Raw genomic sequence first — 26,528 nt, forward strand, 5'->3', positions numbered from 1 at the left:
TTGCTCCTACGGGTTGGGGACGGGCTCAAAGGTCTCGGTCAGACCAGCCCGCGCGGTGATCTGAGCGACGACGGCGGTATGCCCTGCGTCGTCTTCCAGGGTTGCCATCTGGGTTGACACCAGCTCGAACGCAGTGACACCCTTCGGCAGCAGCTTGGGGTTGAAGGTCAGCACCCGGATCAAGTCGTGCCTGGCACGGTGCACAAGCAGCTTCGGATTCGCCTGTCCACTTCCGCGCGGCACTTCGAACTCGATGGTGATTGCCGCATCGGAGCTGACCTGGGCGCTACTGCCGCCGCTACGCGAGAGTTGCGGGACCGAGATGACGGTGGCGGGCTCGGATTCGTCCTCGCTCACCTCATCATCGTCCACCACGATCAGCCCACTGCCGATATCGGTGCGGAAACCGGCCGAGGTACGGATCAGTTTCACGCGATCGCGCAGGAACTCGACCAGCTGCCAGGAGAGTGGTTCGACCAGCTCAACCACGGCGCACCAACCAGAGGCTGCGCGAGCCGTCATCACTGAGCCTCTTCGAATTCACGAACACTTCGCCACCAACCTCAACAAGATCGCCCTGTTCCGGTTCGACATCCGCACGCAGAAAGGCTATTTCGATACGGCCCGAGACGAACTGCCGCAGATCGCCAATGGTCTCTACGTCGCGATCGATGTAGACCCGCACACCTTCAGTAACCACCCCCGTCTTCAGCGCAGTCACCTTGGCGGTGGAAGCCATCCCCGCGAGGGCCAGCGACGCGTGAATGGTTGCGTCCATGTCACGAAGGAAATCCACCTCGCTCACTGGGCACCTCCCGAACAAAGCAACGCATATGCCTGCAGCGCCCTCACTTGGGCGTCGCACTGGGCGGCGGCGCCAACAGCTCGGCCCGCACTCTCAATTCGGTCGTCGGCTCGACCATCAGGCTGGCTGGCGGCAGCGGCGGCTGCGGACAGCTCGGCGGTAGCGACGGACGCTTGCCAACGCTGGTGCAGGCGCTGGTTGCCAGCGCGAAGATCAGCGATAAGGCGATCAGATGCTTTCTGTGCATCGTTCTTTTCCTTTTCATATGTGGCAGCCAGGTGATTGGCTGCTTGAGCGCTTCCGCGCTCAGCCGCAAGCACGTCATTCGCGTCAGCCAGTGCCGTGGCAGCGGCATCACGCTCATCGCGAGCTTTGTCTCGGGCAGCCGATGCGATGTCGGCAACCCGACGCGCTTGAGCAACCGAACCCCTCTGCCAAATGACCAGGACGCTCAAGCCAAGCAGCAGCGCCAGAAGCACCCGATTCATGCCACAGGCTCCTCGACGGGAGGGACGACCACTCCCAACTGCTTGAGAGCGGACTCCAGCGAGATGACACGAAGCCTCAACCTATGGGCGTCCTCTTGCGCCTTCATACGCAAGCGGACCTCCTCGTTGTACTGCTTGACCACCTCCGCCTGGGAGGTTTCCAACGATTTCACCCGCTCAACGAGCCCGTTGAGCAGATCGACGTTGGCATCGGTCTCGGTGCGCTCTTTGCGACGCGCCAGAACCGCACCCCACGTTTCCCGGAGCAGCCACAGCGCGACTGCGCTGGCAGCCAGCCACCAAGGAGCACCAGCAGCCTCGGCGCCCCCGATCACTTCAGCGCCTCGGCGATGCCTGCAGCAACTACGTCGGCGTTCCAGTACATGCCACCGTTCTCGTGCTTTGCGATGGCGGTCGCAAGACGACCCAGCGTCACAGGGTTGTCCAACCGGATGACTTCGGACGGAGACACGCCTACGGCATTTGCAACCTGCTGCACGTATGCGCCAGTATCGTTCTCCACCGGCGGCGCCCAGCGCCCGATGATCTCCTTCACCGTGCGCAGGCCGTGCTTGCGCTGGTAGGTGAGCAGGGTTTTCGCCAGGGCGCGGAACCCGGCCTGCGGGGTCAGGAACACGCAGAAGCGCTGTTCGCGGGCGATGGCCGCGGCGGATCGATCCTCACCCTGCCACGGCGTGCTGGTGCGGTCGATGTTGCCAGGATTGTTGTTGCGTACGCCGCGCGGCGCGCTGGTGGTGCTCATGCGATCCCCTGTTGTCGCTGTGGAAGAACCGGCACCGCCCATGCCACCCGGGCGTCTGTGAGCGGTGCCGGCCTATTCGGTTACGCCTTGGTGGCGTTACCCGGCGAGAGGCGCACCTCGGCGGTGGCCTGCCCGGCAGCACCAGCAGCCCAGGCAAACGCCGCACCCGTGATATCGCCAGCCGCAGCGGTCGCGTCACTGCCGTCGAAGGCATTGGCGCTGGCATCCCACACCAGCTTCTCGCCCTGCTCAAAGGTCGCGGCCGGCACCTTGGGTAGGGTGAAGACACCACCCAGCGCCACGCTGCCAGCGGCATCGACAGCGATGGACACCAGAGCGACCCCCAGCTGGTGACCGATCACCACCGCCTGGCCGGAGGCAACGGCCTGCCCGCTGTTGTTGGTCCAGAGGATCACGTCCCCATCGGAAACGAAGTTCTTTGCCATGTCGTTGTGCTCCAGAGGGGTTAGCCGCAGCGCTGCGCGCCACGGTAGTCGAGGGCGGCCAGGCCGAAGTCCAAGCGAGCCTTCCAGCGCACGCCGTCCACGGTGAAGCCTTCTTCGTAGTCGAGGAACGGCTCGGTAACACCGTCTAGGAAGGCCACCTCGATAACCGGGCAGTCGGCGGGATCAGCGAACAGGTACCACTTGTCATCCTTGATTCGCGCGGTATCCACGATGTCGCGGAACAAGCCCTGCACTGCGTTGGGGCGCTGCAGCTTCCCTGCCGTGTCCGGGTCGTACTCGGCCTTGTTGGTCACCCGTGCCGCACTGCCATACTTGGTCGGGCCCAGCCACAGGGCTGGCGACAGATCCAGCACATCGTTCCCACCCACATCCTTCTGGCCAGCCAACTGCACGCGCAGGGCGTCCACCGATTCAACGCCCGGCAGGGCAGCAGCCAGGATGTTGCCGTGGTCGGCGTGGAACAGCGCCTTGCCAGATTCCAGCTTGGGGTTGCTGGCCAGGAACGCATAGGCATCCGCTTCGATGGTTCGCTTGGCCGCGCGACCGAATGCCGTTGCCAATCCGATGAACGCACCCAAGTCATCGTTGATGATGGCCTGGCGGGTCAGGTTGATGATGTTGCCCTTGGTGCCAGCAATGACCGTCGCCTTCTCGCCATCCGGAATCGTCTTGTTCCTGAACTCACCGGCCTCGTTCAGCGGATCCAGGTTGCCGAGGCTACCCACGCGATAGCGGGAATGCTGGCGGAAGTCGCTGACAGTGCCGGTAGCGCACCAGCGCGACCAGGTATCAGGCGCCACGGCGTAGGCCGACTGCAGTGCCTTGTGCATGGTCGCTTCCAGCAGGATCGGGAAATCGCTGCCGGTCTGGGTGAAGGCGCGGCCCACCAGCTCCAGCTTCGACATACCATCGGTGCGCACACCACTGCGCTCCAGACTGCGTCGTGCCAGGTCCATGAGCGTCAGCCCGCGTACCGGGTTGTCGCCGGTCAGAACGAACGTGCGCTTCGTGCTGGGATCAATGACCTGTGCACGCGACAGCAGCGCATCGGTAACTGCGGCCCGCTGCAGCTCGCTTTCATCCTCGGTGACGCTGATGCGGTTGATATTGCCGCCGGCGGCTTTGTCCGCGCGCTCCAAGCTGTCGAGGATGAGGCCGCGCACGTGGTCGACACTGTGACCCGCTCGGATCCAGTCGGCGGCGTGCTCGCTCTGGCCGTGGCGCTGAGCCAGATCGACGATGTCCGCTGCGCGGGTGTCAGCCTGGGGCGGCTGAACCGGCGCGGCAGGAGCTGCTGCGGTCGGGGTAGAGGTGCTGGGGGTGGGCTCCTGCTGCACCACCGGATCGGCGGCACGGGCGGTGGGCTGGGGCATAACGGTCTCCTGCGACGATGCGCTACGGGTGAACACGCAAGGGGTTCCCTGCGCGGGTTGGTTGCTGCGGGTGGCTGCGCCCTGGTCGGCGGGCACGGTGACGAAACTGATTTCGGTCGGTGTCCACTCCACCGCGCGGTACACGGGAAGATCACCCGGGTTCACCGCACGCTCGACTTCATAGCGCTGGACGCTGTAGCCAACCGAGATGTTGCGGATGATCCCAGCCTTGATATCGGCCACGACCCCGGCCAACTCTTCGCGCTCGGAAAGACGGATGAGCGCATGACCCTTGCCATCGGCAAGCCACGCACGCTCGACCACGCCCATCTGCGACCTCAGGTTCCAGGTGTTGTGGCTGTCAAGGACAGGCGCGGTCCCCGACTCCAGGCGCGACATGTTCACGGAAGCGTCGTCGACGACCAGTTCTTCCCAATAGGCCGTATCGTTCCACCAGTCGTAGCGACGGACGCGAGCACCCTCGGTCCAAACCAGCTCGACCGTACGCGCATCCTTGTTGAAGCTGGCGGGCAGCAGCCGCGCCTCGCGCAGCTGCTGTGGCATCAGCCGGGTTCCCTCGATAGCCGAAGGCTGTGTTGCCTGAGGCATGACTATTCCTCGTTGAGTGAAGGGGCTGCGGCCGGCATCGACCGGGCAGCGCTGGATTGCAGGAAGCTCATGAGCTTGAGCGCGCCCGTCTGCTCCATGCGGGCGTAGTCCTTGCCCATCTCGACAAAGACAGCGTCGGCGTCATAGCCGCGCCGCCGCAGGGATTCGCTGGGCGACAGCAGCCCTGCGCCCATTCCAGCAATCTCCGAGTCGATGTCCTGCTTGGGATTGACGTAGTCCCAGCGCGGAGTGCTCCAGTCGGCCGAGCTGCCCGGGTTGCGTACTTCGCCTCCCAGCGCCGCAGCCTCATCGAACCAACGCCAGATGGGCTTGCACATCTGCGGAATCAGAACCAGCCACTGGAGCTGCTCAGTGTCACGGCGGAACTCCATCTGGCGGATGCGTGCACTGGAGAAATTGACCTCGCGCATGTCGCCCGTTGCGGACTCGTAGGGAACCCCGATGCCCGCAGTGATGATGTGCGCGTTGTACTTGCAGTACTCCACGTAGCCACCAGCCGGCTTAGGCTCGATGGTCTGGAAGCCAGTCGCGCCGGAAACATGCGTGATACCGCCACTCGGCAGCGGCCCGAGGTCAGTCATCGAGTCCCGGTCCCCGCTCAGCTGGGAAGGACCGTCCTCTTCGCTGTTCGCCATGGCTTCTGGATCGCCACTGACGATGACGCCCAGGCGAGCCTCAAGATTCTTGCGCGCCAGCTCAGCATCTTCGTACAGCATCAGGTCGCGCACGCGCGCAATGACTGGCGCAAACCGGCTGATACCACGGCCCTGACCGGGGCGTACGGGGTTGAACAGATGGATAATGTCGGCAGCGGGAACTGCAGCGCTGGTCATACGTACGGAGCCGCGAACGGCCTCGCCCGGATGGGCAGCAAACAGCCAGTACGCCCGTACGCGGCCGAGCACGTCGTACTCGATCCCGTTGATGATCTGGCCACCACCACGCAACGAGCCATTCTTGCTGCCGTCCAGCCAGTCGATCTCCAGGACCTGCAGCTGCAGCGGAACCGCAAGGCCATCTGACATGCGACGCGTGCGACGGCGGATCAGGACTTCACCATCCTGCTCCATCGCTCGATATGCGGTTGCCATCAGCCCGTAGATATCGGACTTTCCGTCAGCGTCAGCAACGTCCGCCCAGCGCGACCACAGCTTGTCCAGGCGTGCAGCGTCTGGACCCTCAGCCTTCGGGGTGATGCCCGTGCCAATGGTTGCGCTCACAAGCACCTGCAGCGACCGTGCGCAGTACGGGACGTTCTGCACCAGCGAACGCGCGCGATTGCGCAGCTCGCGCGCATCAGCCATGTGATCGGTGTTGGCACTGGCACCGGCCCGGCGCACCCGCCAGCCATCACCACGCGAAGCACCTTCGTAGGCTCTGGCAGCATCGAGCATCACACGCGCCCGGTGGCGATGCAGCGCGAAGCCGGGGGCTACCGCAGCGATGGCACGCTCGAGCAAGGGAATCGCCACCTCAGAATCCCCTCAACGTCGTGAATCGATAGCGGCGCGTCGCCGGTTTCCGCACAGGTGCAGCGGCGGCAAGCTCCGCCTCCATACGATCCAGCGCCGTCAGCATTGCCTCGACGGACTGATATGTGACCTGACGATCACCGTGCCGCACCGAAAGCTGGCCGCTGGCGATAGCGGCCTTCAGGCGCTTCACATCGTCATGGGTCCAGCTCATGGCAAGGGCATCCGCGATTCCATGGATGCCAGTTTCCGTACCAAGTGCGGGTGAGTCTCGGGGAACTCACCCGCACCCCTCACCCATTGGCAGAAGGCTCATCCAACAGCCGGTACAGCGTCCGTCGATCGATTCGGAACCGCTTGCAGAGGGAACGAACGGATTCCTGTCGCTCCAACCCTTTCCGGATTTCGCCCACAGGGTATTGGGCTGCCTGGAGGCTAGCCGGAATGTACAGATCCTGTGCTGGATACTCCTCGACCAGGTAGGCCACGACCGCCGCCACCACGTCGCGGATTTCGTCGCTGTCGCAGCGAAGGCGAAGCGCCGCCCCAATGGTCAGCTCATCCGTCAGCTCGTTGATACGGATGCGCTGGCGAATAGTGTTCCGGCTCACCACTGCCTCCGGAACTGCTGCGCAGACGTGGAGCGAACCTTCCTCGGCGGGAGGGATGTTTCACGGGAATCGGAGTCTTCGACCGGCGAGACGGTTTCCCCGCTCGTTTCGCGTGGAACGTCGTCCAATGGAGTGACCGAGGACAACAAGCGCTGCTCCACCAGATCCCAATCCGCTCGGGTAAAGCGATTCAAACGTACCTCCGGGTGATGCGTCGCTGCATAGGCGTACACCCAAGTGTCCAGCGGTTCATTGCGGGTCACTCTCTTCTCAAATCGATTCTTCACCGGGTTGTAGACCTCCGAAACCAATCCAGGAAAGAACTCCTCCGGAAGCTGATCGCTGAAATGCACCATCCGCATCGCCACCTCGCGCTCGGCGTCGGCCGAGAGCCTGCTGTAGAGGTAGTGCTTCGCATTGACCGTGCCCACATGGTGAATGACGATGCCGCGCTTGTCGGTTTTCCCCTTCCAGGTCACGTCAACCAACTTCCCCTTTGATAGTACCGGGGCGTTATTTGGCACGGCACCAAAGATGCACATCGGCCGCGTGACACGTCGCTGACGGACGTAGTTCTTGACCGCTTCGGTCCGGTGGCCACCGGCGTCAATAGCGACCGCCATCGCGCGCAGCAGCACACCATCCTCTCGCTCAATGGCGCGATTGAGCAGGTCCGTCAGAGCAACCCACACGGCTTCCTCCGCCGGGTCACCCTGAAGTTCCACGTAGTCCAAGGTCCAAGCGGTCATGCCACGCCCCCAGCCAACGGTGTGAACCGCAAGGCGGCCGTCTTGGGTATCGACACCCACGGTGATTGCCAGCACCCCAGGTGGAGCCAGGCGCAAGGCATAGGGCTCAGCACGATCCTTGATCACGTTGTGTTTGACCGCGCGCATCGACGGGTCTTCCCAGGTCTCGGCAAGCCGGTCATTCACGAAGGTTTTGAGGGAAGCAGGATCACCCTGTGCCTCCAACCACTCCTTCACCAAGTCCAACCACCGCGGCCCCAGACCGAACTGGTAGTACAGGCAGTTGATGGTGTAGCCGCGAATGGGCGAATCAGGGTTGGCCGCGACCCAGCGCCCGTTGGCGATCATCTCGGTCTTGAAGTGTTCCTCGATGGCGACACCACACTCGCAGCACGCATACCACGCGTGGCTCTTGTCGGGCGACCACACCAGACCGCTCCACTGCAGAGCCTGGTAGTGACCACAGTGGGGGCACGGAACGTGGTACCGGCGCTGGTCGCTCTTGTCGTACAGCTTGGCAATCCGGCTGAGTCCGGCGATGCCAGGGGTGCTGATGTACTGGCGCTTGTACGTCGTTGGGAACGAGGACGTGCGGCCATCAAGCATCTTGACCGGATCGTCGCCCGTGGACAGCTGCTGCGGCGCCTCATCGATCTCATCCACCTGCAGGTACTTCACCGTCGAGGACTTCAGGCGCTGCGGGCTGCCCATGTGCTCCACGAACAGCTGGCCGCCGGCGAAATCCTTGAACGTGCGCTGGTTCGCGCTGTCGCGGCTGGCGGTGCTGGTCAGCGCCTTCTTCACCGCTGCGCACACCTCGATCATCGGATTGAGCTTCTGGGCGATCCATTTGTTCATGGACACCTCACCCGGCAGCGCATACATCATCGGGCCGGGCGCGTAGTCCATCCAGTAGGCCATGGCATTGGTCGCCAGCTGGCTCTTGCCGAACTGAATCGGGAACATGCAGACCTGGTCATGCACTGGGCTACGGGCGGACATGTTGTCCATCGGCTCGCGCAGCGGCGGATTGCGGTCCGTCACCCAGCGGCCGGGCTTGCTGCCGCTCTTGGTGGAAAGGCGCATGTGCTCATCGCACCACTGCGACACGCTCATGGGCCGCCGCGGCTGCAGCGAGCGCGCCAACACCGATGCCAAGCAGTGCTGTGCCTGCATCATTCCGAAGCCTCCGCCGCCTTGGCTGCCAGCGTGCGGAAGCCCTGGCTGAGCTCTTCCAGAGCGTGGCTCACCTCATCCCAGACCAAACGCCGGCACCCGGCCTCATCCAGTGTCGCGGCGAGCTGCGGCGCCAGCGTATCGGCGAGGCGCTCCATCGCTCCCCGGAACGTCGTTGCGTGCTCAGCCAGGAATGCCTCCACGTCCGCGCGCGGCAGCAGCAACCCCAGCTCCTTTTGCAGCGCGATGTGGGCCATGTGCGCGTCGGTCTCCGCCTTGTCGGCGAGCGCCTTGGCCTTGCGCGCGGAATCCGGGGTTTGGGGGCGGCCGGCGCGTGAGGGCCTGGCATCGTCGTCATCGCCGTCCTCTTCATCGTTATCGATGTCGGCGTCGACGGCGTTGGCACCCTCCCCGCTCCCCACCAGCGGGCTGCCACGCTCATCTGCGTGTCGCTGGGCGACACCGGCATAGACCGGGTCAGCGGTACGAGCGTAGAGCTCCAGGGAGGCGGTCTTCAGGAATCCTTTGCCGCCGGCCCCCACCACTACCCTACCCTTCTTCCTCAGCTCGACCACGTAGGACGGTCTGCAGCCGATCAGCGAGGCCAGCTCTTTGCCAGTGATCGTCACGTCTTCCTCAGCCATTACTACCCCCACTCCATTTCCTTCGAAGATCGTTAAAGCGGAAAAACGCGCGCGCGCGAGCATGTGCGGGCTGTGCGGCGGCGTGTGCGGGACGCCATTGGCGCCGAATCGCTGTGGCACAAGGCGTGTGCGTCGCGTGCGGGATGTGCGGTCACCTACATACGCACGCGAGACGCATCCTGATGAGATAGCCCTATACCCGTTCGCGCCCGCGCCCGCCCATGTATGCCGATGCCCGCACGTCCCGCACATGCCTACTGCGACGGGTGATTCACGGCAATTCCGTGCCCGCACATATGCCCGCACATCCCGCACACTCCGCACATTGATGGGCATAGTGATCACGCACGCCCCTTGTAGTCAGAGAACATGCGGCGGAAGGACACGACCTGGTCTCCAAGCCACGCCGCCTCTGTCTGCCCGTCAGGCACGGTGCAGTTGCCCAGCATCAGGAAGCCGTGTGGCCCGTTCACGCTCTGCTCGATCTGGTAGCGCTTCCGGGCCCGGTCGGGGTGGATGATCTGGCGTTTGCGTACCAGCGCATTGATGAATTTTGGTGAGGGCGCAGGACGTGGCAGGCCCTCCCGCGCGCACCAGACCTTGTAGACCTCGTACCACTCCTTCGAGAGCGCCGGCATCGGCTTGAGCCCAGGAATGTCATCGCCGTAGAGCTCGTCCAGGAACCGTTGCGGGCTGTCTTGGCTCAGGCCAATCAGCTCCTCTTTCGCCTGGGTCATCGGCGGGTTGGTGCCATTGGTGAAGCCGGTCAGATCCACCTGCAGCAGATAATGGTGCAGCGCTGCCGTCGCGCCATTGCGGATGTCCGCCAGAACCTCGGTGTAGAACTCTTGACTGAGCTTGTCCGGCGTCCAGATCACCGCGTGGCGCCGGTCATCCTCCTCCAGCACGACAGGCATCGCCTCGTTGGAGAGGAACACCAGGTTTGCGTGGTTGTCTTCCTCGTAGGCCTGGATGTTCTTCGGGTTGATGCGGATGCGGTCACCCGTGATCAACGCCTTCAGCTTGTTCTTGAGGTGGTACACCTCGGTGCGTGCGACCACCTCGTCGGCCAGCAGGAAAAGTTTGCGACTCGCCCAGTCGTTGAATTTGTCTTCCAGCGCCGCTTGGTCAAGGACCCGTCCGTACTCCCCGTAGAGCTTCATGTACTCATCAAAGAACATGTTCTTGCCGGTGCCCTGCGGACCATGAATGACGATGGTCGATTTCATCTTGGCACCAGGATGCTGCAACGGGTAGGCAAGCCACTTGACCACCCAGTCGTACAGCGCCTTCTGGTTGGCTTCGTTGCCGCACATGTGCCAGAGCAGCTGCAGCAGGCGCTCGCAGTTGCCCTCCTGCGGCACGGTTGGCCAGCCAGCAAACAGATTGCAGGTAACGCCCGGCTTCTCTCCCGACGGATCAAAGTCCACCTCAGAAACCCGCACGATGGACCTATCCGAATGCTCCATCCACGCCCGGTGCAACTCCTTGCGCACGCAGGCATCGCGCATGTCGCCCAGCGCAACCAGCATGTGTTCCTTGTGGTCGAAAACAGTACCGCCCTGCCCATAGACCAGCGCGAACCGCTCAAGCAACTCGCCGAGAGCGTGGATAGGAGTCAGGCGGTCTTTCCCCGCGCCCCCGTTGCTGGTGATGGAAGGCGCGCGTTTTTCTGCTGGCACCCTCCAGGACAGCTCCGTGAGACGGGCCTCGACCTGCGCCCGCACGACATGCAGGCCCTCTTGGGCGTGCAGATCGTTGAAGTCGCTGATCTTTCGGCCGCTGTCGATGAAGCGCTCACGCCTGGCCGGCTCATCGGCGAAGAGCGGATGCAGCACCGCGCCGCCCACGTCCAGCGCTGCGGCCTCGGCACCGAGCAGGCCGGCATTCGACGCGCCATGCGGCTGCGCGCACGACGGGCAGAACTGCGGATGGTCGGCCAGCACCAGGCGGCTCTTGCAATGCCGGCACTTCTGCAGCACGTCGTCGTCAGCGCACAGCAGCATCTTGATGCCGCGATAGCGCTTCGCCAGGGCCGAGGCGACGGCCAGCATGTTGCCAGCATCGAACGCCACGGCCACCGGGTAGCCCGTCGCCATGTGCAGCGTGGCCGCAGTCGCATAGCCCTCTGCCACCAGCAGGATCCACTGCGGGCTTCCGCCGATCAGGTGAAAGTGGCCCTTCTTGACCATACCGGCCGGCCAGTATTCCTTGGCTGGCTTGCGCCCTGCCGCCGCCAGCTTCGCGCTGCGCAGCACCTGCAGGCCGTGCACCTGGCCGTTGACGTCCAGCAGGGGGACAAGTGCGGCGCCCGTGGTGCCATAGCGCAGACCGAAGCCCTGCACGCCCTTGCTGACCAGGTAGTCGGCCTCACCGACTGCGTTGGCCTTGGCCCAGGCCAAAGATGCCCGTTCTGCCGCCCGCTTCGCCTGGGACTGGCGAGCGGACTCGGCCCTGCGACGATCTTCGGCCAGCCGGTTGCGCAGCGCTTCGCGTTGTTCTTCGGAGAAGGTCTTGTCGCGCTTTCGCAGATCGACCTTGGTCGCGCCATTTTCGTTGCCGTGCCAGACACCGTACATGCCGACGACCAGGACATCTCCGGCCGACGTGTTCAGTTCATGGAGCGCATACCAGCCGCGGCGCTCGCGCGAGCCTTCGACGCGGCAGCGCACCATGCGCCCGGTGGTGTCCAGATCGGAGACCAGCAGACCGGCAGACTGCAGCTGCTGCAGCACATCCTCATAGTTCTCAGACATTCAGTAGTTTCCCGAGTCGCTATCTACCCAGGAAATGCGCGTCTGAATACCCGCGTTCGTCAGATCCAGGGAGGACCCATCGCTGGTATCGCGAATAGCTCGCAATGCCACGGCGGATTCAGTAGCACGGGCAGCACGCGGCCTTTCACAAGCCACCCGGGGGGATGGGGCCAGATCAATGCTTGCTTGGTACATCAGGGTTCCCCAAAGGCAGGCTGTGCTGCCGGTTGTCTTGCTGCTCTTGTCGCTGGCGGATGCGCTCGCGCTCTGCCAAAGCTTCTTCACCAACCAACCCAGGCACCGCATCAGTCAGCGCCAGGGCTGCAAGTTCCATCGCTTGCCGCGCAGACGCGCTGGCTATGCCACGCCGTCGATATCGGGATCGATGGGCGTGGTGGGTTGCCACGTCAGTCCTCCATCCCCTGTTGACCAGCAGCACGGCAAGCGTTGCGCTCCAGTCGGTAGCAGAGCCGGCGAACCTCGCGCGACAGGTCCTGGATTCGATCCGCCTCGGGAACGGTCAGGCGCTGATCGGCTATCGCATCGATGCCCGCACCGGCCAATGCCCCCGTCAGCTTGTGCAGCTCCAGCAGCTTTGACTGGATTGCCGCCAGCTCATCGGGCCAACCTCCCAGGGGCGGCGGAGGCACGTAATCGACCATCAGGTCGTACTGCCCTGCGAGGGAGCACACCCAGTCAGTCGCAATCCCTTGCGTACCAACGAACAGCTGCAGGTAGTCCGTCAGAATCTCGGCCATCTCCATGGAGATCGACTCACCATCGATGCCCCGAAGCTTCTTCCGCAGCGTCTCCGCCGATATCGATCTGCCTCGGCGCCTGCTGATATGCGCGGCCGCATCCTGTAGACCACCAGGGGCGCGGGCCACTGCGTTGTGCAGCGCATCCCGCCAGTACAGGTCAGAGCGGAGGCAGGTCACGTTGCCCCCTGAAATGCGCCATCGATCATCGTGGGAAGGCGGGCGGCGCTCGGCGCAACATTGGCGCCATGGCAGAGATCATCAGCTTCCCTCAGCGAATGCGCTTCACCGCAATCCGCAACTTCGACGCCGCCGTGGGCGTCGGCGGAGTGGTAGCGGTGCTTTTCGAGCCCGACTACGTCGAATGGCGAGACCGACGCGATCATGCGGCTCCAACCTCCGGCCCATTTTGCTCCGCCCCCTCTTCCAAACCGAAAACATCTGGACGAAGTGCGTAGCGCGACACCCCGGTCGCGCGTTCAATCGCTATAGCGTGGCGTGGAGGTACTGGCCTCAACGCTCTGACCCATTGGTTCAACTGTTGAGGGGACACGTGCAGAGCTCGCGCCAGCGCCGCCTGCCCTCCTTCGAACTTCTGAACAGCTGCTTCTATTGGTCTCATGCCACAAGTAAAGCACAGCTTTCTCTTCAATGTAAAGCGGTGGTTTATTGGCCTGATGCCGCAAAGCTTGGATCATCAACCAATGCTTGATAGTCAGGAACTCGCAAGGCGCATCCGCTTTGCCTTCGAACACTCGTCCCGGGGCACAAAGGCCAGGGTCGCTAAAGAGTGCGCGATCAATCCACAAGCCATCACCGGCTGGGAACGAAAGGGCTCAATCGACAGGAACCACATCCCGACCCTGGCGCGCCTAACTGGGCGCCGGGTGGAGTACTTTCTAGACGGTTCTGTAAACGACTCTGACAGCTTAGAGCTCGGCGAAGGCCCCCGCCGAATCGATGCCGTCTCGCACTCTGAGATAGCCAGGACCGACCATGTTCACGTCGAGCAACTAGATGGAGAGGCGGACATGGGAGACGGACGTATCAACGATGATTACCCCGAAGTCGTCAAGTCAATGGACTTCACAAGCGCCTATATCCGCTCACTTGTAGGCTTCGTGCCACCACCCGGTCGCCTGGTTCTTGTCACTGGCCGAGGCGACTCAATGATTCCCATAATCCAGCCAGGCGAATCATTGATGGTGGACACCGGCATCACATCCTTCGATGGCGATGGCATCTATCTAATCAACACCGGCAATGGGCAACAGGTCAAGGGTCTGCAGGACCGTGGCGCCGCCGTCTACGTTGTAAGTGCAAATGCGGCGCTGTATCCGGCATTCCCACTGCCAAACGGCAGCATGATCGCAGGCAAGGTCTACCTGCGTAACCGTATTGATCGCCTGAACTAAGTAGCGCCAAAGGAAGGCCCTGTGATCGAAACCATAGTAGTCATGCTGGTCGCCACTGCATTAGTGAGCGCCTACGTCTGGAAGTCGGGAAGCAATCAGGTACAGAGTCTCCAAAGTCGATTCTCCAAGGTGCCAGGGTTCACCGCATCGCATCTTCATGTGAGCGCAGACGGCAAAAGTGCCGTCGGCGTCGATGAGGCCAGGAAGATCTTCTGTTTCCTCAAGTGCAACGCAGGACGAACAGTTCACCGCTTGGTTCCCTATGCATCGGTCATCTCGGCAGACATCTATGAAGACGGCTCTGTCATTAGCTCAGCCTCGCGTTCAAGCCAAGCCTTAGGCGCCGCAGTTGGCGGCCTCGCTTTCGGCGTAGTTGGTGCAATTGCTGGCGCCGTGACCGGTAAGCGACGGGAGACTCCCACTGTAAACCGGATAGATCTCCGTGTAGTAGTTGATGATATGGCCACGCCCACGCACGACGTTTCCTTCCTCTGCCTGGACGTGCCGCGATCTGGCGCCTTGTACTCGGCTGTAAGCGAGAACGCCAGGCTCTGGCAGGCTCGCTTCGACGTTGCGATGAGGGTCGCAGAAGCTAAAGCCAGCCCAGAGCAGGCCCAATAGTAAATTTAATAAATCACCGCTTTACTTTTTCAATAAAGCCATGCTTTACTTCGCTTGCCGGCTGACCAGCCGGCGGGCGACCGGCGGGTCGCCACCCTGTCGGCCTCCCCCTGACCGGCAGCAGCCGCCCCTCGGCTGATGACCCGCCGGCGCCCTCCTTCCTACGGAGAGCGCCATGAACCAGACCGATCCTCGCTTCACCTACACGACTGACGACGCCGGCAACCGCCTGACCGTCATCGACTCGACCACTGGGCTGGAATTCACCGCCCGCTCGGTAACCGACGATCCGGTCACCCATGAGGGCGCCATTGACGCCTGTGCCAGCTGCCGCATCGGCGGACACAGCGACTGGGCCCTGACCAGTCGTCAGGAGCTGCTCTCCCTGGTCGATCTGAGCCGCTACAGCCCGGCCATCGACACCGACGCGTTCCCCGACTTCCCGTCCGACTGGTTTTGGACCGCCGACCTGTGCGCCTGGTCCTCGGCGTCCGCGTGGCTCGTCCTTTTCGACTACGGCCTCGTCTCCGACTACCTCCGCTACGGCTACGGGTTCGCGTTGGCCGTGCGTCGTGCCGGTCAGTAATTGGACTTTTGCCCCTCGATAAGCACAGCAGCCATCGGAGCTGGAGTACGTCATGGCCGATCACGCTATTTGCAACCTGCCCGCATCAGTCACCCGGCTGATCCGCATTCCTCACTGGCTTCGCCGCGTGCTCGGCCTGTGCCGATTGGAGCTGCACGTAGAGCTGTCGAAGTGCGGGGCATCGAGCCTGGACGCGGCGGCCATCCTCGGCATAGGCCACGACCGTGGTCGGCTGCTTCATCGCTACTTCGCTCAGTGTGTGTGCGTACACCGGACCAATTGTTCGCTTCTTCCCTGGCCCAAGTTCCAAGGGGAAGCCAGGGTGACCATTCCGATCGTTCAGCACATCAGACAGCGGCTGAAGTTTGCGACCGCAGGCCAAGGCCACCTTTTCGATCGGAACGGCTATGCGCCCGGTATTTACCAGATCGACCCAGAGTTCGAGGCGGCCGTCCTTTGCCATCTTCACTGCGGGAACGACACGCCAGCGAATGGCGCCGCGACGGTACTGAATGACGGTGTTGAAAACGCTGAGTCCCGCACCGAACAGTGCGAGCGCAAACGTCACGTAAGACAGCCATCCAGCGGCAGCCATACCCATCCCCTTTGAGTTCCATGAGCGCAGAGCATATCGCCCTGCGCCGCCTCAGGAGCGCGCCATGTCTCATCGCTACGCCGATCCAAGCCCCTGCCTGCTGCCGCTGTTGGCCGTGAAGGCCCTGCGGGCCGTAGCAGCACGCGATCACAGCACCGCCCGGACCCTGTGGGCCCGCAGCAAGGGCGAACACAGCCGCAACCAGCTGCGCCGCTCCCGGCGCATGGGTGTCGCCAGCCTCCGCCTGGAAGCCTGCTCGCGCGATATGTCGGCAGAGGTGCGGGCATGAATGCCCCGACTGAACTTCAGACACTGACTGCGCAGTCCCATGAACTGCGCAGCCAGCTGCTGGCGCTACGTGCAGAACGAAGCGCTGATCCCCACGTCAGGGCGTGCCTTTCGGCACAGTCCAGCCTTGCATCTCTTCGCTCAGCGCAAATCGCAAGTCTTCGTGCGTCATCGACCGCACCTGTGCTGGTGTCCAGTTGTGCTTCTGGATCAAGAAGTAGTGCACAGCATCGATGCCGTCGAGATCGTTCTTCCAACCTTCGCGAGCAGCAAGGCCATCCCCAAACACCTCTAGGAAGTAGCTCAGGCTGCCCTGAACCTCATACATCTTCTTCCGCGCCTCATTGCGCTGATTCCGGATCTGTTCCTGCTGCGGATCCTTCGTGCTCATGTCGCCCTCCTTGCGGGCTGTGTTGTTGGCACATCCAGCCTACCGCAAGGGGGGCGGCGCCTACCTCGCCGCACGCACCGTCCCACGACCAGGAAGGGGGTGCCCCGTGAGCCGCCGTCTCCGACTCGCCTGGGCAGCTGTCGCGCTGTTGGCCGCGGTTGTCGTACCGCTGCGCATCGCTGAGATCAACCAGGCGAACGCCGACCGTGATGCGGCCAAGGCGCGCTGGACGCTCAGCACTTCGGTGAGGGGCTGACCATGCGCCAGACCGCTCGCCCGCTTCCCGACTCAGTGCCCCTGTGCGCGCCCGGCCATCGACCGCAACTCGTCGTGACCGAAGGCGCCCCGACCGGCCATCGCCTGGGCGCGCCCTGCCCGCCGCTGCTGCACATCGAATGCCATCGGTGTGCCCTCGCCACGCGTCCGGTACCGATGGAAAAGGCCGCGCTAGCCGAGGTGCGCTGGACCGATCCGAGCCTTGTCCACCTTCGCATCCCGATCTCCCTGCTCGCCCGCCATCGCGGCGAAGTACTTGCCGAGATCGCTGCCGCTTCCCCTTCCACGCCTATCGCCGCCTGACCAGGAGAACTGCCCATGGCCGCTCCACTGAAGCCGAAGGAAAAAGCCGCGTTGCTCGCAGCGCATGGCGCTTCCGACCTCACCCTCCATCGCACCGCCAACGGATTCGCACCCCGCAACCGCCCCGAGAAGCTGTTTACGCGCCGCGTGATGAACTGGCTGGATGAGCGGGTGCTGATCAGGTACGACGATCCGCAGCTGCCGCGCAAGGCGACCTTGACCGCCACTGGCATCGCCGCCGCCGAAGCAGAGATCGCCAAGGCACGCGACTTGGCGCTGACGGCATGAGCGTGCAGCCCATCCTGCCAGTAGAGCAGCAATTCGCCACCGGCCATCAGGGCGAGTCGCTCGTCCTGCTGGTGTGCCAGGGCTGGCTATGGGCCGGCCTTTACACGGCCGCGCCGCGCGAGTCGCTCCTGAAGGTTGCCGCCAGCGTCAGCCTAAGCGTGGGGGTATCGCACCACTCTCTGGCTCTCGGCGGCACCACCTTCGCCCTCAACCGACTGGCCGCACAGGCCGCGCACCGCTGGCTCGACCGCCAGGGCGTGCGAGTTCGGTCGACCACCCCCATCAACCGCGCTACGCGCCGCACGCGAGGAATCTCGGCATGAGCCGCTCTGTTGTCATTTACGGGCCGCAGCGCTGCGGCAAGACCACCAACGCGCAGGATCTGCGCGCACACTTCGGCCTGCAGGAGGTCCTGGACGACTGGGACGGACACACTGCGTATCCGTTGGAGGACACGCTCGTCCTGACCAACAATCCGCACGCGATCGCGCACCATTCGTCGCGTGTCCTCGATCACGGCTGCGCTATGCGCGACATGTGCACGGGAGCGCAGGCATGAGCGCCCGTCCACAGCAGACCGGCCGCGCTGCCGAAGTGCGCAGGGTCCTGTCCATGTTCCCGCAAGGCGCCACGGTCGAGCAGATCAAGACCGCTGGCCGCATCAACAGCACCCACCAGGCCATCGGCTACACGCTGAAGGGGCTGGCGCGCAGCGGCCAGGCCATCTGCCACCGCTCCGGCGTGCGTGGCATCTGGCGCCTCTCCAGCCACACGCAACATGCGATCGCCCCGCTGCGCGCTGCACCTACCCGGGTGCAGCCGACCTGCACGCCAGGCCCGCTTACAGGTGTCAGTGACGCGGCGACCACGATCCGACACCGGGAACTCGACCGGCAGCAGTTGGCCGACGACCTGGACGCTTTCCTCGCAGCGGGCGGGCAGATCGAGGTGCTGGGGCACACCCCGCTTCGCCCGTTGATGAACCGTCACGCAGCCAACCACGGCAGCTATGCAGAGCGCACGGCAGCCCATGACATCGACTGAGGCCGCCATGAGCATCGAATCGCACACAGCGGCCGCCACTGAACCCGGCAGGCCCGGCAGCACCTATTCCGATGGCCCGGCATGGCACGCCTTCGGCCTCAGTCGCGCTGCCTACCTGGTGCTGCCGCGCCGCACCTTGCAATCCATGCCCTTGGATTGGCAAGCGCGTTTTGTCGCGCTGATCCAAGAGGCGCGCCAGGCATTGCCTGATGAGGCTTTCCCACAGTACCAGGCTGTCCTACTCAGAGATGGGCGGTACGCCGCCGATCCCAACTGCCGCTACCGCCGCATGCCGCCGTTTCCGCATCGCCCGACCGAGAACGCACCCGCCAAATGCGATGCGCCGCTCGCTGGCGCTTTCGTGAACACCTTCACTCAATTCGATCAGGCCACCCAATGACCGCGAATCTCACGGTTCTTCCAACGAACTGCCCCGTTCTGCGCGACGCATTCGAAACGATCAGTGCGATCGCTGTCGAGGCTGTGTGGCTGCCCAACCAGGCGAAGGCAATCACCCTCGCGCAGGCCCAGACCGCGCTGCGGGATCTGCACAACCGCCTGCCGCGCTTGCAGGATCTGCGCGTATTCGAAGCCGCTGTAACCGCCTACGTTTCGACTCTGCGCAGCAGCATGCAGGACGGCGACACGCCACTCTGCGACACCACCCGCGCCCGGCTGGCGCAGGCGACCGAGCTGCTGGAGCTGGTCAGGAATCAGACCCGGACCGTCGTCGATCCGGCGGACCCATGGCGCGGCCTGTATCACCCGAGTCGACTCCCGGCGCGCAATGCCGACGGCGAGATCCCGTGCCATCCGGACGTGCCGGCGTGGGCGGACGGCCGCGAGGGCTCGCTGCGCCCCCTGTTCCTCGCCCAAGGCTTCGATGTCCACGTCTCCTTTGGTGACTTTTCCGAGGAGGCCATCGAGTCCGGCGACGACCGCTACTGGGACGAGATGCGCACCTGGCAACCAGTTGGCCCCACGCCTGATTGGCGCTTGGCTTGGCTGGGCGACACCGAAGAGGGCCCTGCCGCGTGGTTCGTCTTGCCGCTCGCCATCGAAGCATTGAAGAAGCGAACCGAAACGTAGCCCTCGCTCGCCAGTTTGCGCATCACCCCAACCACCCTCCGGCCTGAAGGCCACAACCCAGCACGCCACATACCAAGGAAATCCACCTTGAACGCCATCACCATCCGTACCAAGGGTGAAGCGGAGATCTTCATCTCCAGCGAAACCCTCCGCCCTGGTCACCTGATCGAGCTCGATGACGATCAGTCCATCCACCAGTACGCCACCGGCCACACGAAGTTGTTCGCCGACGGAACCAGCGCCGCTGGCACCGACCCGCGCACCGACCACGTCGCCATCATCGACCACGCCACCGGCCTGATGTGGGCGGTGAAGTCCATCGGCGACAGCGATGGCGACCCGATGAGCCAGGTCGACTGCGAGAAGGCCTGCAGCGATCTGCGCCTGCTTGGCTACGACGACTGGCGCCTGCCCACCCGCGCCGAGCTGTCCGGCTTGGTCGATGAAACCCGGCACGAGCCGGCCATCGATACCGCCCTGTTCCCGGGCGTGCTGTCGCGCTGGCACTGGACCAGCACGGCGGCCGCCTGGTCCTCGGCGTCCGCGTGGTTCGTCTATTTCTACTACGGCCTCGTCTACGGCCTCCCCCGCTACCGCGGCGGGTTCGCGTTGGCCGTGCGTCGTGCCGGTCAGTAATTGGCCCTTTTGATCCTTTCCCTGGAGCAACCATGAACCCCATCACCCTCAAGAAGATCGCCGCCGACGGTTCCGAGCTGCCGGATAGCGCCACCGACCACGTCGCCGTGCTACTGCCCGACTACGGCCTGACCTTCACCGCTACCAACATCGTGGACAGCGACATTCCGCACGCCGAATGCGAGGCCGCCGCAAAAGCCCTGGACCTGCTCGGCCACACCGACTGGGATCTGCCGACCATCGAGGAGCTGCAGCTGCTGATCGACCGCAGCCGCTACTCGCCGGCCATCAACACCGACTTCTTCAAGGGCATCCAGAACGACTGGTACTGGTCGAGGACTCCGGCCGCCTGGTCCTCGGCGTCCGCGTGGTTCGTCGATTTCAGCAGCGGCCTCGTCGGCTACGGCCCCCGCGGCAGCTACGGGTTCGCGTTGGCCGTGCGTCGTGCCGGTCAGTGATTTGATTTTCTGCTGAGGCCTTCTCGATGACTTCCCGCTTCCAGCCCCCACCCATCATCAAGGCCGCCGAACGTATGGCGGTCGAGATTGAAAACGCCGTGCGTCGGTTCGCCCGCTACCACCGGTACCAGATCGGTAGCGACCTTCGCGCGCGTGCCCAGCAGGTGTTCATCAACGCCAACAACGCATGGCGCGAACGCGCCGAGCAGGCGCGGTGGGTGGCGGTGCTGGTTCGGGATATCGATGCCCTCAAGCAGCTCCTGCAGATTGGCAAGGGAGTTGGCGCGTTCGCCAGCTTCCGCCAGTTCGAAATGCTTATCCGCCTAGCCGAACAGCTGGGCTCCCAGGCTGGCGGCTGGCGCCGCCACCTGGCTAGCTCCTCCCATGCCCAGAATGCGCAAGCCGATGGCGCCGCGCAGCGTGGCAAGAAACTGAGTACCCGTACCGCCCTCGCGAGGGCCAACTCATGACGAAGCCGCGCTATCCGCATCCAAGCTGCGCGGCCTGGTCGCAAGTGTATGGGGAGGCGGCCGCCTGGTCCTCGGCGTCCGCGTGGAACGTCAATTTCAACAACGGCAACGTCAACAACAACCACCGCAACAACAACGGGTTCGCGTTGGCCGTGCGTCGTGCCGGTGAGTTTCAGGGAGAGGTAGGCCTGCAGGAGTTGTACCAGGCATGGCGGCGCGCGCGCCGCCAGAAGGTTCCGAGCTTCAACCAGCTTCGCTTCGACCACCGCTGGGCCAATGGCCTACTGCAGCTGCAGCGTGAACTTCTGGCCGGCAGCTGGGCGCCCCGTCCGTCGACATGCTTCGTGGCCACCCGGCCCAAGGCACGCGAGATCCATGCTCCGGACTTCGCCGACCGCGTGGTGCACCACTGGCTGGTGCCGCAGCTGGAAGCACTGTGGGAGCCGACGTTCATCCACGACAGCTACGCCAACCGGAAGGGGCGCGGCAGCCATGCGGCCGTGCGCCGGGCCCAGCAGTTCGTGCGCCAGGTGCACAGCGGCCAGGGCGGCGGCTGGTATCTGCAGCTGGACGTGGCGAACTTCTTCAACAGCATCCACCGGCCGACCCTGTGGCGGATGCTGCGCAATCGGCTGCAGCGCCAAGGCGCGCCCAAGGTGGTCCAGCAGGCCACCCACGCGCTGCTGCGCCGGTCTCCGCTGCATGCGGGGGTCCAGTACCGCGCCACTGCCGCTGAGCAGGCGCAGGTGCCGGCGCACAAGCGCCTAGCCAATGCACCGACCGGTCGAGGCCTGCCGATCGGCAACCTCTCCAGCCAGTTCTTCGCCAACGTCTACCTGGACGCCCTGGACCAGTTCGCCAAGCACGTGCTCAAAGCCAAGCGCTACCTACGCTACGTCGATGACTTCGTGCTGTTCCACCACGACCGCGAGCAGCTGGCCACCTGGCGCGATCAGATCGAGGCCTTCCTGCGCGACACCCTGGGCCTGCGTCTCAAGGCTGAGCAGAAGCTCTGCCGTCTGAGCGACGGCCTCGACTTCCTCGGCTACGTGATCTATCCGACCCATACCCTCGCTCGCCGCCGGGTGGTCGGGCACCTGCACACAGCGCTGGCCGAGTGGGAGGGCCAGCACGTCCAAGGCGACAAGCTGCGCGGCACACCGGCCGACTTCCGCGAGCTGACCAACCGCATTGCCAGCTTCGCCGGCCACCTGCAGCACGCAAGCAGCCATCGGTTGATGCGACGTGTCCATACCCGATTCCCCTGGCTGCGATCTGCAGCCCGTCCGCGCCGGTTCAGCCACAAGGCAGAACGGCGCATCCATTCGATCAAGTGGCACCAGCACAAGGAGCAGCACGCATGAGCAACGAAAAGAAGACCCTGGCGGACGTGCAGCCCGGTGGGAGGGCGAGGCTGGGGGATCAGGCCCTCAGCACCGGCGAGCTGCGCCGCAATGCGCATGTCCTGGTGCTGCAGGAGATGCGCACCAGGTTCACGGATGCCGGCAGCCCGTCGCGTACCGCCGCGTTGGACGCGGCAATCGCTGCCCTCTCCGCCCAGCTCTCCCCGGCCGGTCAGGGGGACACGCTGGCGAATGAAATCGACCTCGTTCGCGCGGTGCTGGACGGCTATCCGGATTCAACCGCTCGATCCGATGCGCTGCGGGCAACGCGGGTGATCCGTGCCGCCCTCGCCGCGCGCCAGCCGGTGTGGGACCAGCACCCGGACGACTTGGCCGTGGATGCGTTCGCCGCCGCCATGAAGGCCAAGATGGCCGCAGCCCGTGCCAAGGGCCGAGGCGGGTGGGAAGACCCCGCCCAGTGCAGCGCCGATGACCTCAGCAGCATGCTGCGCGATCACGTGGAGAAGGGCGACCCGCGCGACGTGGGCAACTTCTGCATGATGCTGCACCAGCGCGGTGAGGCTATCGCCACCCGCCAGCCGGTGTGCGGCACGTGCGCCGAGGTAATCCGACCCGATGCGCTCACGGGAACCACGTGTAGTTGTGCCAGCCAGCCGGTGGGGAAGGAGCCGGTCACCGTTGAGGCGGTGGCGACCGTTCGACGGTGGAGCAACGGCGACCGCTACATCGACTGGCTGACGGAGGGCGGGATCGCCGATCTGGAAGTGGGCGACGTGCTGATGGTGTCCGACCGGGCCATAACCGATGAGGACGGATCGGGTGAGGTCTACGCCGCCCCGCCCGCGCAGGCCGTGGACCTGGGGCAGTTCCGTCAGCCTGTTCAAGATTGGCTAGATGATGCGCAGGCATCTATGGAAGAGCATGGCGACTACGACGGCGTATTCGGATATGCGATTGAAGAGGGAACGCGCCTGCTGGCCCTGATCGACAGCCAGGCGGTGCAATCGTGAAGGCTGCTCTGCGCGATGCGTCGTTCTACGCCTGCCCGAGTGGTCACGGGCATAACCCGCGCCCGCCAAAGTGGCACGCAATCGTGGACCGCCCCGACAACAAGTGGGGGGCAGACCGTGGTCCCGCTTGCGGCATCCCGTTCCACACCGAGGAGACCGAGGTGGACGCCGGGACCATCACTGCGCGTCAGCGGTGCCGGAAGCCCGGTTGCAACGCCGCATTCGCTGCAATCGACAGCCAGGCGGTGGGCAATGGGTAACTACATCAGCCACTTCCACCTGGACGTGCGTGGCGCCCTGACCAACATGAGCAAGCGCGAGCTGGCCAACATGTTCTCCAATTCCAGCACGGGGCGCGGACTCTCCGCCGAGGAAGCGCGCAGCGTCCTGCTCGACCACTTGGAAGCAGGCCACAAGGTCATCCCGCTGGGCAAGGCCTGCGAGGGCTTCGACTATGCCGGTGGCGGCTGCCCGGGGCATGAGGTGACCAGCAATGGCTGACCAGGTCACCACCAGAGTTCTGTCGGAAGCCGAGCTGCAGATCCTTCGCCACGCCCTGGGTGTTGGTGAGGGCGGATTGGAGCGCAGCTACCGCAGTCACTTCGTCACCGGCCCAGGCGGCACCGACCACCAGCACTGCATGGCGCTGGTCGAGCGTGGATTCATGGTCCGGCGCGCGGGCAATGCGCTCACCGGCGGCAGCGACCTGTTCAACGTCACCCAGGCCGGCCGCGCAGCAGTGCAGGAGCACACTCCGCCGCCGCCGAAGCTGACCAGGTCCCAGCAGCGCTACCAGCAGTTCCTGCGCTACGACGGTGGCGTGACGTTCGGCGAGTACCTACGGGGCTGGCGATGAAGGCGATCACCACCGACACGGCAGCGCTCATGGCTGAGGCACAGCGCGAGCGAGTGATGCACCTGGAGATCGGAATGGATCTCGCAGAGCGTGTCGTCCTTGACCTGTTGGAAGGCGGTTGGTCGCGCCAGTCGCTGCGGAAGCACGAGGCGGCCGGGCCGACCCCGTGCTGCTCCGCATTCTACCTGCTGCGGGAAGGCGGCATCGCCGTCGCCTACTTCCCGATTGCCGAGTTCACCGAAGCGAACGGCCGCGGGCTGTTCTTCGCCATCCGCGACCTCTTCCCTCCGATCGACAAGTCTGCGCATGGCGACGTCGAGAACCTGGAGCCTTTCAAAGTGGGCGACCAGGTGATCTCGATGGACCGCGATCTCGATGGCTCGTGGCACTACGACGATGAAGTGCGGGCCAGCGAGTGGCACCTTCTGGTTCCAGTTTTCACGGTCGTCGCCGTGCGCCCATGCGTCGGGCACCACACACAGTTCGGCGGCAGGGACTACTACCAGGTGAAGGTCAAGGACCGCGTGGGCGGTGGTGGTGGCTACCACGACCTTGTGCCCATCGCCGGCAGACCGTGGCAGATGCGTGGTGAGGGAGAGTGCCTGATCCGTGTGAGGCCCGCGCCCTTGGCCGTCGCTGCCCCACCCCCGCCGCTGGCGCTGCCGGCCCAACTGGACCTGTTCGCATGATCGGGGAAGTCCTCCAATTCCGTGACCTTCAAGAACTCTGCCAGCCTGGGAAGCGACCGCGACTGGCCACGGTCGAGCGCTGGGCGCGTGATCGCCACATCCGTTTTCAGTACGACGCCTGCGGCGGAATCTGGACCACGACGACGGCATTGAACGAGGCACTGGGCCTCGCAATCCCCGCCAGCAATGGCGACACCTATTCCACCGACCTGCTCTAACGGAAGCAATCAGGAAACATGGCACGCCCTCGCAAGGTTCCATCGAACCTCCCCAAGCACATCGACTACGGCAAGGTGCCTCAAGGCATCTATTGGGACGGGACTGGCCGTGGGCGCTGGTATGTGCGCGATCAACATCCGGAGGGATTCGGGACCAAGTGCAAGACCGTGGCTGGCCCGTCCGCGCGTCTATCGGACCTGCACGCGATCGCAGAAGCGCGCGGGGGCGAGGCGAAAAGGGGTACCGTCGCCTACGTCATCGATCAACACGCCAAGAGCCTCGCGTTTTCCCAGCTCGGGGCCACCACGCAGCAACACTATCGAGACTACGCGAAGGCGATCAAGGTGTTCCCGCTGAAGAATGGGAGCAAGCTCGGGGATGCAGTGGTCGACCGCCTCTCACCGGGATTTATCCGCAGGCTGATCGACATCATTGCCCAGGGACGACCAGGCACAAAGCCTGGCGATGCCCCCATTCCCGGCTATCCAACCAAGGCGAACCACTGGCTAAGCTACCTACGCCGTGTGTTTGGTTGGGCGCGCGAGCACGATCACGTCACGACCAACCCCGCCGCAGGCATCAAGAAGGTCAAGGAGAAGCGCGACCATCGCATGCCCGAGCGCGATGTTTTCCGCCGGGTGCAGGACTACGCGCGCCGCTGCAGCGAGCGGGGCGCGCGCGAGAAGGGAGCGCTTCCGGTCTACCTATGGGCGGCCATGGAGCTAGCCTACCAGGCACGTTTGCGCGGCATCGAAGTGCGCACGCTGACCGATCACCATGTGGAGGGCGAGGTTCTCCAGACCAACCGCCGCAAGGGCAGCCGCGACAACCTGGTGCGCAAAGGCGAGCAGACCGAGATCGCGATCAAGGCCCTGCAGGATCGTCGCGCCGCCATTTGGGCCAAACGCGGCATCACTCAGCTCAATGCACCGCTGTCGCCGAAGATGCGGCCACTGTTCGTCAGCGAGGATGGGGAGATGCTCACCGCCCACGGCTGGCACACCACGTGGGGACGATTCATGCGCAACGCAGTGCGGGACGGCATCATCGTCGCAGACGAGCGTTTCGCCCTACATGGGCTGAAGCATCGCGGCGTGACCGATACCAAGGGGAACAAGAAAGAAGCCAGCGGCCACGTCACAGACGCCATGCTGCACGTCTATGATCACTCACTGCCCACAGTCAGTGAATCGAGTTCGGAGCCAGGGGCGGCATAGGGGTTCGCATACAAGAAAGCC

At 64.2% G+C, this 26,528-nt stretch carries 39 protein-coding genes; 22 read left to right on the forward strand and 17 right to left on the reverse strand.

Annotated features, from left to right (window positions below):
• Positions 1–6: 6 nt before the first annotated feature.
• The 15 genes from D5301_RS18745 to D5301_RS18820 all read right to left on the reverse strand — a co-directional run bounded on the left by D5301_RS18745 (position 7) and on the right by D5301_RS18820 (position 13,078).
• A complete protein-coding gene (locus D5301_RS18745) occupies positions 7–489 on the reverse strand; it encodes a hypothetical protein (RefSeq protein WP_324187349.1) in 483 nt (160 codons plus the stop codon).
• Positions 482–805 (reverse strand): hypothetical protein, encoded by a 324-nt coding sequence (locus D5301_RS18750; protein ID WP_180847318.1) that lies wholly within the window; start codon positions 803–805, stop codon positions 482–484. The genes D5301_RS18745 and D5301_RS18750 overlap by 8 nt, the downstream gene beginning before the upstream one ends.
• A gap of 43 nt (positions 806–848) precedes the next feature.
• Positions 849–1,226 (reverse strand): hypothetical protein, encoded by a 378-nt coding sequence (locus D5301_RS18755; RefSeq protein WP_153856529.1) that lies wholly within the window; start codon positions 1,224–1,226, stop codon positions 849–851.
• A 63-nt stretch (positions 1,227–1,289) separates the two neighbouring features.
• Complete coding sequence (locus tag D5301_RS18760; RefSeq protein ID WP_180847316.1) at positions 1,290–1,628, reverse strand: hypothetical protein; 339 nt, start codon at positions 1,626–1,628, stop codon at positions 1,290–1,292.
• Entirely contained in the window at positions 1,625–2,056 is a 432-nt protein-coding gene (locus D5301_RS18765) for a structural protein P5 (protein WP_153856530.1), read from the reverse strand. Before D5301_RS18765 ends, D5301_RS18760 begins: the two co-directional genes overlap by 4 nt.
• An 80-nt stretch (positions 2,057–2,136) precedes the next feature.
• Positions 2,137–2,502, reverse strand: coding sequence for a DUF2190 family protein (locus tag D5301_RS18770; protein ID WP_153856531.1), 366 nt, complete (start codon positions 2,500–2,502; stop codon positions 2,137–2,139).
• Between the two features lie 20 nt (positions 2,503–2,522).
• The gene (locus D5301_RS18775; RefSeq protein ID WP_228756444.1) at positions 2,523–4,460 is read right to left on the reverse strand and encodes a prohead protease/major capsid protein fusion protein; all 1,938 of its coding nucleotides are present in this window, start codon (positions 4,458–4,460) and stop codon (positions 2,523–2,525) included.
• Between the two features lie 47 nt (positions 4,461–4,507).
• Complete coding sequence (locus D5301_RS18780) at positions 4,508–5,998, reverse strand: phage portal protein (protein WP_324187350.1); 1,491 nt, start codon at positions 5,996–5,998, stop codon at positions 4,508–4,510.
• A gap of 1 nt (position 5,999) precedes the next feature.
• A complete protein-coding gene (locus tag D5301_RS18785; protein ID WP_153856533.1) occupies positions 6,000–6,212 on the reverse strand; it encodes a hypothetical protein in 213 nt (70 codons plus the stop codon).
• Between the two features lie 79 nt (positions 6,213–6,291).
• Positions 6,292–6,609 (reverse strand): hypothetical protein, encoded by a 318-nt coding sequence (locus tag D5301_RS18790; protein WP_219629384.1) that lies wholly within the window; start codon positions 6,607–6,609, stop codon positions 6,292–6,294.
• Positions 6,606–8,537 carry a phage terminase large subunit family protein gene (locus D5301_RS18795; RefSeq protein WP_153856534.1) on the reverse strand — a complete coding sequence of 644 codons (1,932 nt, stop codon included), beginning with the start codon at positions 8,535–8,537 and terminating at the stop codon, positions 6,606–6,608. Before D5301_RS18795 ends, D5301_RS18790 begins: the two co-directional genes overlap by 4 nt.
• Positions 8,534–9,178, reverse strand: coding sequence for a hypothetical protein (locus D5301_RS18800; protein WP_153856535.1), 645 nt, complete (start codon positions 9,176–9,178; stop codon positions 8,534–8,536). The genes D5301_RS18795 and D5301_RS18800 overlap by 4 nt, the downstream gene beginning before the upstream one ends.
• A 341-nt stretch (positions 9,179–9,519) precedes the next feature.
• Positions 9,520–11,934 carry a DUF5906 domain-containing protein gene (locus D5301_RS18805; protein ID WP_153856536.1) on the reverse strand — a complete coding sequence of 805 codons (2,415 nt, stop codon included), beginning with the start codon at positions 11,932–11,934 and terminating at the stop codon, positions 9,520–9,522.
• Between the two features lie 407 nt (positions 11,935–12,341).
• Positions 12,342–12,872, reverse strand: coding sequence for a hypothetical protein (locus D5301_RS18815; RefSeq protein WP_049400529.1), 531 nt, complete (start codon positions 12,870–12,872; stop codon positions 12,342–12,344).
• On the reverse strand, positions 12,869–13,078 hold the full coding sequence (locus D5301_RS18820; protein ID WP_049400530.1) for a hypothetical protein: 210 nt from the start codon (positions 13,076–13,078) through the stop codon (positions 12,869–12,871). Before D5301_RS18820 ends, D5301_RS18815 begins: the two co-directional genes overlap by 4 nt.
• A gap of 234 nt (positions 13,079–13,312) precedes the next feature.
• On the opposite strand from D5301_RS18820, the gene D5301_RS18830 reads away from it, so the two are divergent.
• The 3 genes from D5301_RS18830 (at position 13,313) to D5301_RS18840 (ending at position 15,314) form a co-directional block, all read left to right on the forward strand.
• Complete coding sequence (locus tag D5301_RS18830) at positions 13,313–14,107, forward strand: S24 family peptidase (RefSeq protein WP_228756445.1); 795 nt, start codon at positions 13,313–13,315, stop codon at positions 14,105–14,107.
• Positions 14,108–14,128: 21 nt separating this feature from the next.
• Entirely contained in the window at positions 14,129–14,728 is a 600-nt protein-coding gene (locus tag D5301_RS18835; protein WP_152906916.1) for a hypothetical protein, read from the forward strand.
• A 175-nt stretch (positions 14,729–14,903) separates the two neighbouring features.
• Complete coding sequence (locus D5301_RS18840; RefSeq protein WP_153856537.1) at positions 14,904–15,314, forward strand: DUF1566 domain-containing protein; 411 nt, start codon at positions 14,904–14,906, stop codon at positions 15,312–15,314.
• A gap of 85 nt (positions 15,315–15,399) precedes the next feature.
• Here the strand turns inward: D5301_RS18840 and D5301_RS18845 are convergent, their stop codons facing one another.
• On the reverse strand, positions 15,400–15,915 hold the full coding sequence (locus D5301_RS18845; RefSeq protein WP_049400532.1) for a hypothetical protein: 516 nt from the start codon (positions 15,913–15,915) through the stop codon (positions 15,400–15,402).
• A gap of 58 nt (positions 15,916–15,973) precedes the next feature.
• On the opposite strand from D5301_RS18845, the gene D5301_RS18850 reads away from it, so the two are divergent.
• The gene (locus tag D5301_RS18850) at positions 15,974–16,198 is read left to right on the forward strand and encodes a hypothetical protein (protein ID WP_049456195.1); all 225 of its coding nucleotides are present in this window, start codon (positions 15,974–15,976) and stop codon (positions 16,196–16,198) included.
• Between the two features lie 96 nt (positions 16,199–16,294).
• Here the strand turns inward: D5301_RS18850 and D5301_RS18855 are convergent, their stop codons facing one another.
• Positions 16,295–16,588, reverse strand: coding sequence for a hypothetical protein (locus D5301_RS18855; protein WP_228756446.1), 294 nt, complete (start codon positions 16,586–16,588; stop codon positions 16,295–16,297).
• 106 nt (positions 16,589–16,694) lie between these two features.
• Between D5301_RS18855 and D5301_RS18860 the strand changes: the two genes are divergently transcribed.
• The 18 genes from D5301_RS18860 (at position 16,695) to D5301_RS18945 (ending at position 26,507) form a co-directional block, all read left to right on the forward strand.
• A complete protein-coding gene (locus D5301_RS18860; protein ID WP_153856539.1) occupies positions 16,695–16,844 on the forward strand; it encodes a hypothetical protein in 150 nt (49 codons plus the stop codon).
• Positions 16,845–16,918: 74 nt separating this feature from the next.
• Entirely contained in the window at positions 16,919–17,167 is a 249-nt protein-coding gene (locus D5301_RS18865; protein WP_324187351.1) for a hypothetical protein, read from the forward strand.
• A gap of 15 nt (positions 17,168–17,182) precedes the next feature.
• On the forward strand, positions 17,183–17,455 hold the full coding sequence (locus D5301_RS18870) for a hypothetical protein (protein WP_043402296.1): 273 nt from the start codon (positions 17,183–17,185) through the stop codon (positions 17,453–17,455).
• Complete coding sequence (locus D5301_RS18875; protein ID WP_153856541.1) at positions 17,452–17,778, forward strand: hypothetical protein; 327 nt, start codon at positions 17,452–17,454, stop codon at positions 17,776–17,778. The genes D5301_RS18870 and D5301_RS18875 overlap by 4 nt, the downstream gene beginning before the upstream one ends.
• Complete coding sequence (locus tag D5301_RS18880) at positions 17,775–18,014, forward strand: hypothetical protein (protein ID WP_153856542.1); 240 nt, start codon at positions 17,775–17,777, stop codon at positions 18,012–18,014. Before D5301_RS18875 ends, D5301_RS18880 begins: the two co-directional genes overlap by 4 nt.
• Positions 18,011–18,499 (forward strand): hypothetical protein, encoded by a 489-nt coding sequence (locus D5301_RS18885; RefSeq protein WP_153856543.1) that lies wholly within the window; start codon positions 18,011–18,013, stop codon positions 18,497–18,499. Before D5301_RS18880 ends, D5301_RS18885 begins: the two co-directional genes overlap by 4 nt.
• A gap of 7 nt (positions 18,500–18,506) precedes the next feature.
• Positions 18,507–18,899 (forward strand): hypothetical protein, encoded by a 393-nt coding sequence (locus D5301_RS18890; RefSeq protein ID WP_057500281.1) that lies wholly within the window; start codon positions 18,507–18,509, stop codon positions 18,897–18,899.
• Positions 18,896–19,588 (forward strand): hypothetical protein, encoded by a 693-nt coding sequence (locus D5301_RS18895; protein ID WP_153856544.1) that lies wholly within the window; start codon positions 18,896–18,898, stop codon positions 19,586–19,588. Before D5301_RS18890 ends, D5301_RS18895 begins: the two co-directional genes overlap by 4 nt.
• A gap of 87 nt (positions 19,589–19,675) precedes the next feature.
• Positions 19,676–20,224: a DUF1566 domain-containing protein gene (locus D5301_RS18900; RefSeq protein WP_153856545.1), complete on the forward strand. Its 549-nt coding sequence runs from the start codon at positions 19,676–19,678 to the stop codon at positions 20,222–20,224.
• 32 nt (positions 20,225–20,256) lie between these two features.
• Positions 20,257–20,682, forward strand: a complete 426-nt coding sequence (locus D5301_RS18905; RefSeq protein ID WP_153856546.1) for a DUF1566 domain-containing protein — start codon at positions 20,257–20,259, stop codon at positions 20,680–20,682.
• A 26-nt stretch (positions 20,683–20,708) separates the two neighbouring features.
• On the forward strand, positions 20,709–21,152 hold the full coding sequence (locus D5301_RS18910) for a four helix bundle protein (RefSeq protein WP_153856547.1): 444 nt from the start codon (positions 20,709–20,711) through the stop codon (positions 21,150–21,152).
• Complete coding sequence (locus D5301_RS18915; RefSeq protein ID WP_153856548.1) at positions 21,149–22,516, forward strand: RNA-directed DNA polymerase; 1,368 nt, start codon at positions 21,149–21,151, stop codon at positions 22,514–22,516. The genes D5301_RS18910 and D5301_RS18915 overlap by 4 nt, the downstream gene beginning before the upstream one ends.
• On the forward strand, positions 22,513–23,526 hold the full coding sequence (locus D5301_RS24300; protein WP_228756447.1) for a hypothetical protein: 1,014 nt from the start codon (positions 22,513–22,515) through the stop codon (positions 23,524–23,526). The genes D5301_RS18915 and D5301_RS24300 overlap by 4 nt, the downstream gene beginning before the upstream one ends.
• A 252-nt stretch (positions 23,527–23,778) precedes the next feature.
• Positions 23,779–24,027: a hypothetical protein gene (locus D5301_RS18925; protein ID WP_153856549.1), complete on the forward strand. Its 249-nt coding sequence runs from the start codon at positions 23,779–23,781 to the stop codon at positions 24,025–24,027.
• Positions 24,020–24,382, forward strand: a complete 363-nt coding sequence (locus D5301_RS18930) for a hypothetical protein (RefSeq protein WP_153856550.1) — start codon at positions 24,020–24,022, stop codon at positions 24,380–24,382. The genes D5301_RS18925 and D5301_RS18930 overlap by 8 nt, the downstream gene beginning before the upstream one ends.
• Positions 24,379–25,071, forward strand: coding sequence for a hypothetical protein (locus tag D5301_RS18935; protein WP_228756448.1), 693 nt, complete (start codon positions 24,379–24,381; stop codon positions 25,069–25,071). Before D5301_RS18930 ends, D5301_RS18935 begins: the two co-directional genes overlap by 4 nt.
• A complete protein-coding gene (locus D5301_RS18940; RefSeq protein ID WP_153856551.1) occupies positions 25,068–25,289 on the forward strand; it encodes a hypothetical protein in 222 nt (73 codons plus the stop codon). Before D5301_RS18935 ends, D5301_RS18940 begins: the two co-directional genes overlap by 4 nt.
• 18 nt (positions 25,290–25,307) lie before the next feature.
• Positions 25,308–26,507: an integrase gene (locus D5301_RS18945; RefSeq protein ID WP_228756449.1), complete on the forward strand. Its 1,200-nt coding sequence runs from the start codon at positions 25,308–25,310 to the stop codon at positions 26,505–26,507.
• Positions 26,508–26,528 lie beyond the last annotated feature (21 nt).

Source organism: Stenotrophomonas sp. MH181796, from assembly GCF_009659995.1.
Classification (GTDB): Bacteria; Pseudomonadota; Gammaproteobacteria; order Xanthomonadales; family Xanthomonadaceae; genus Stenotrophomonas; species Stenotrophomonas riyadhensis.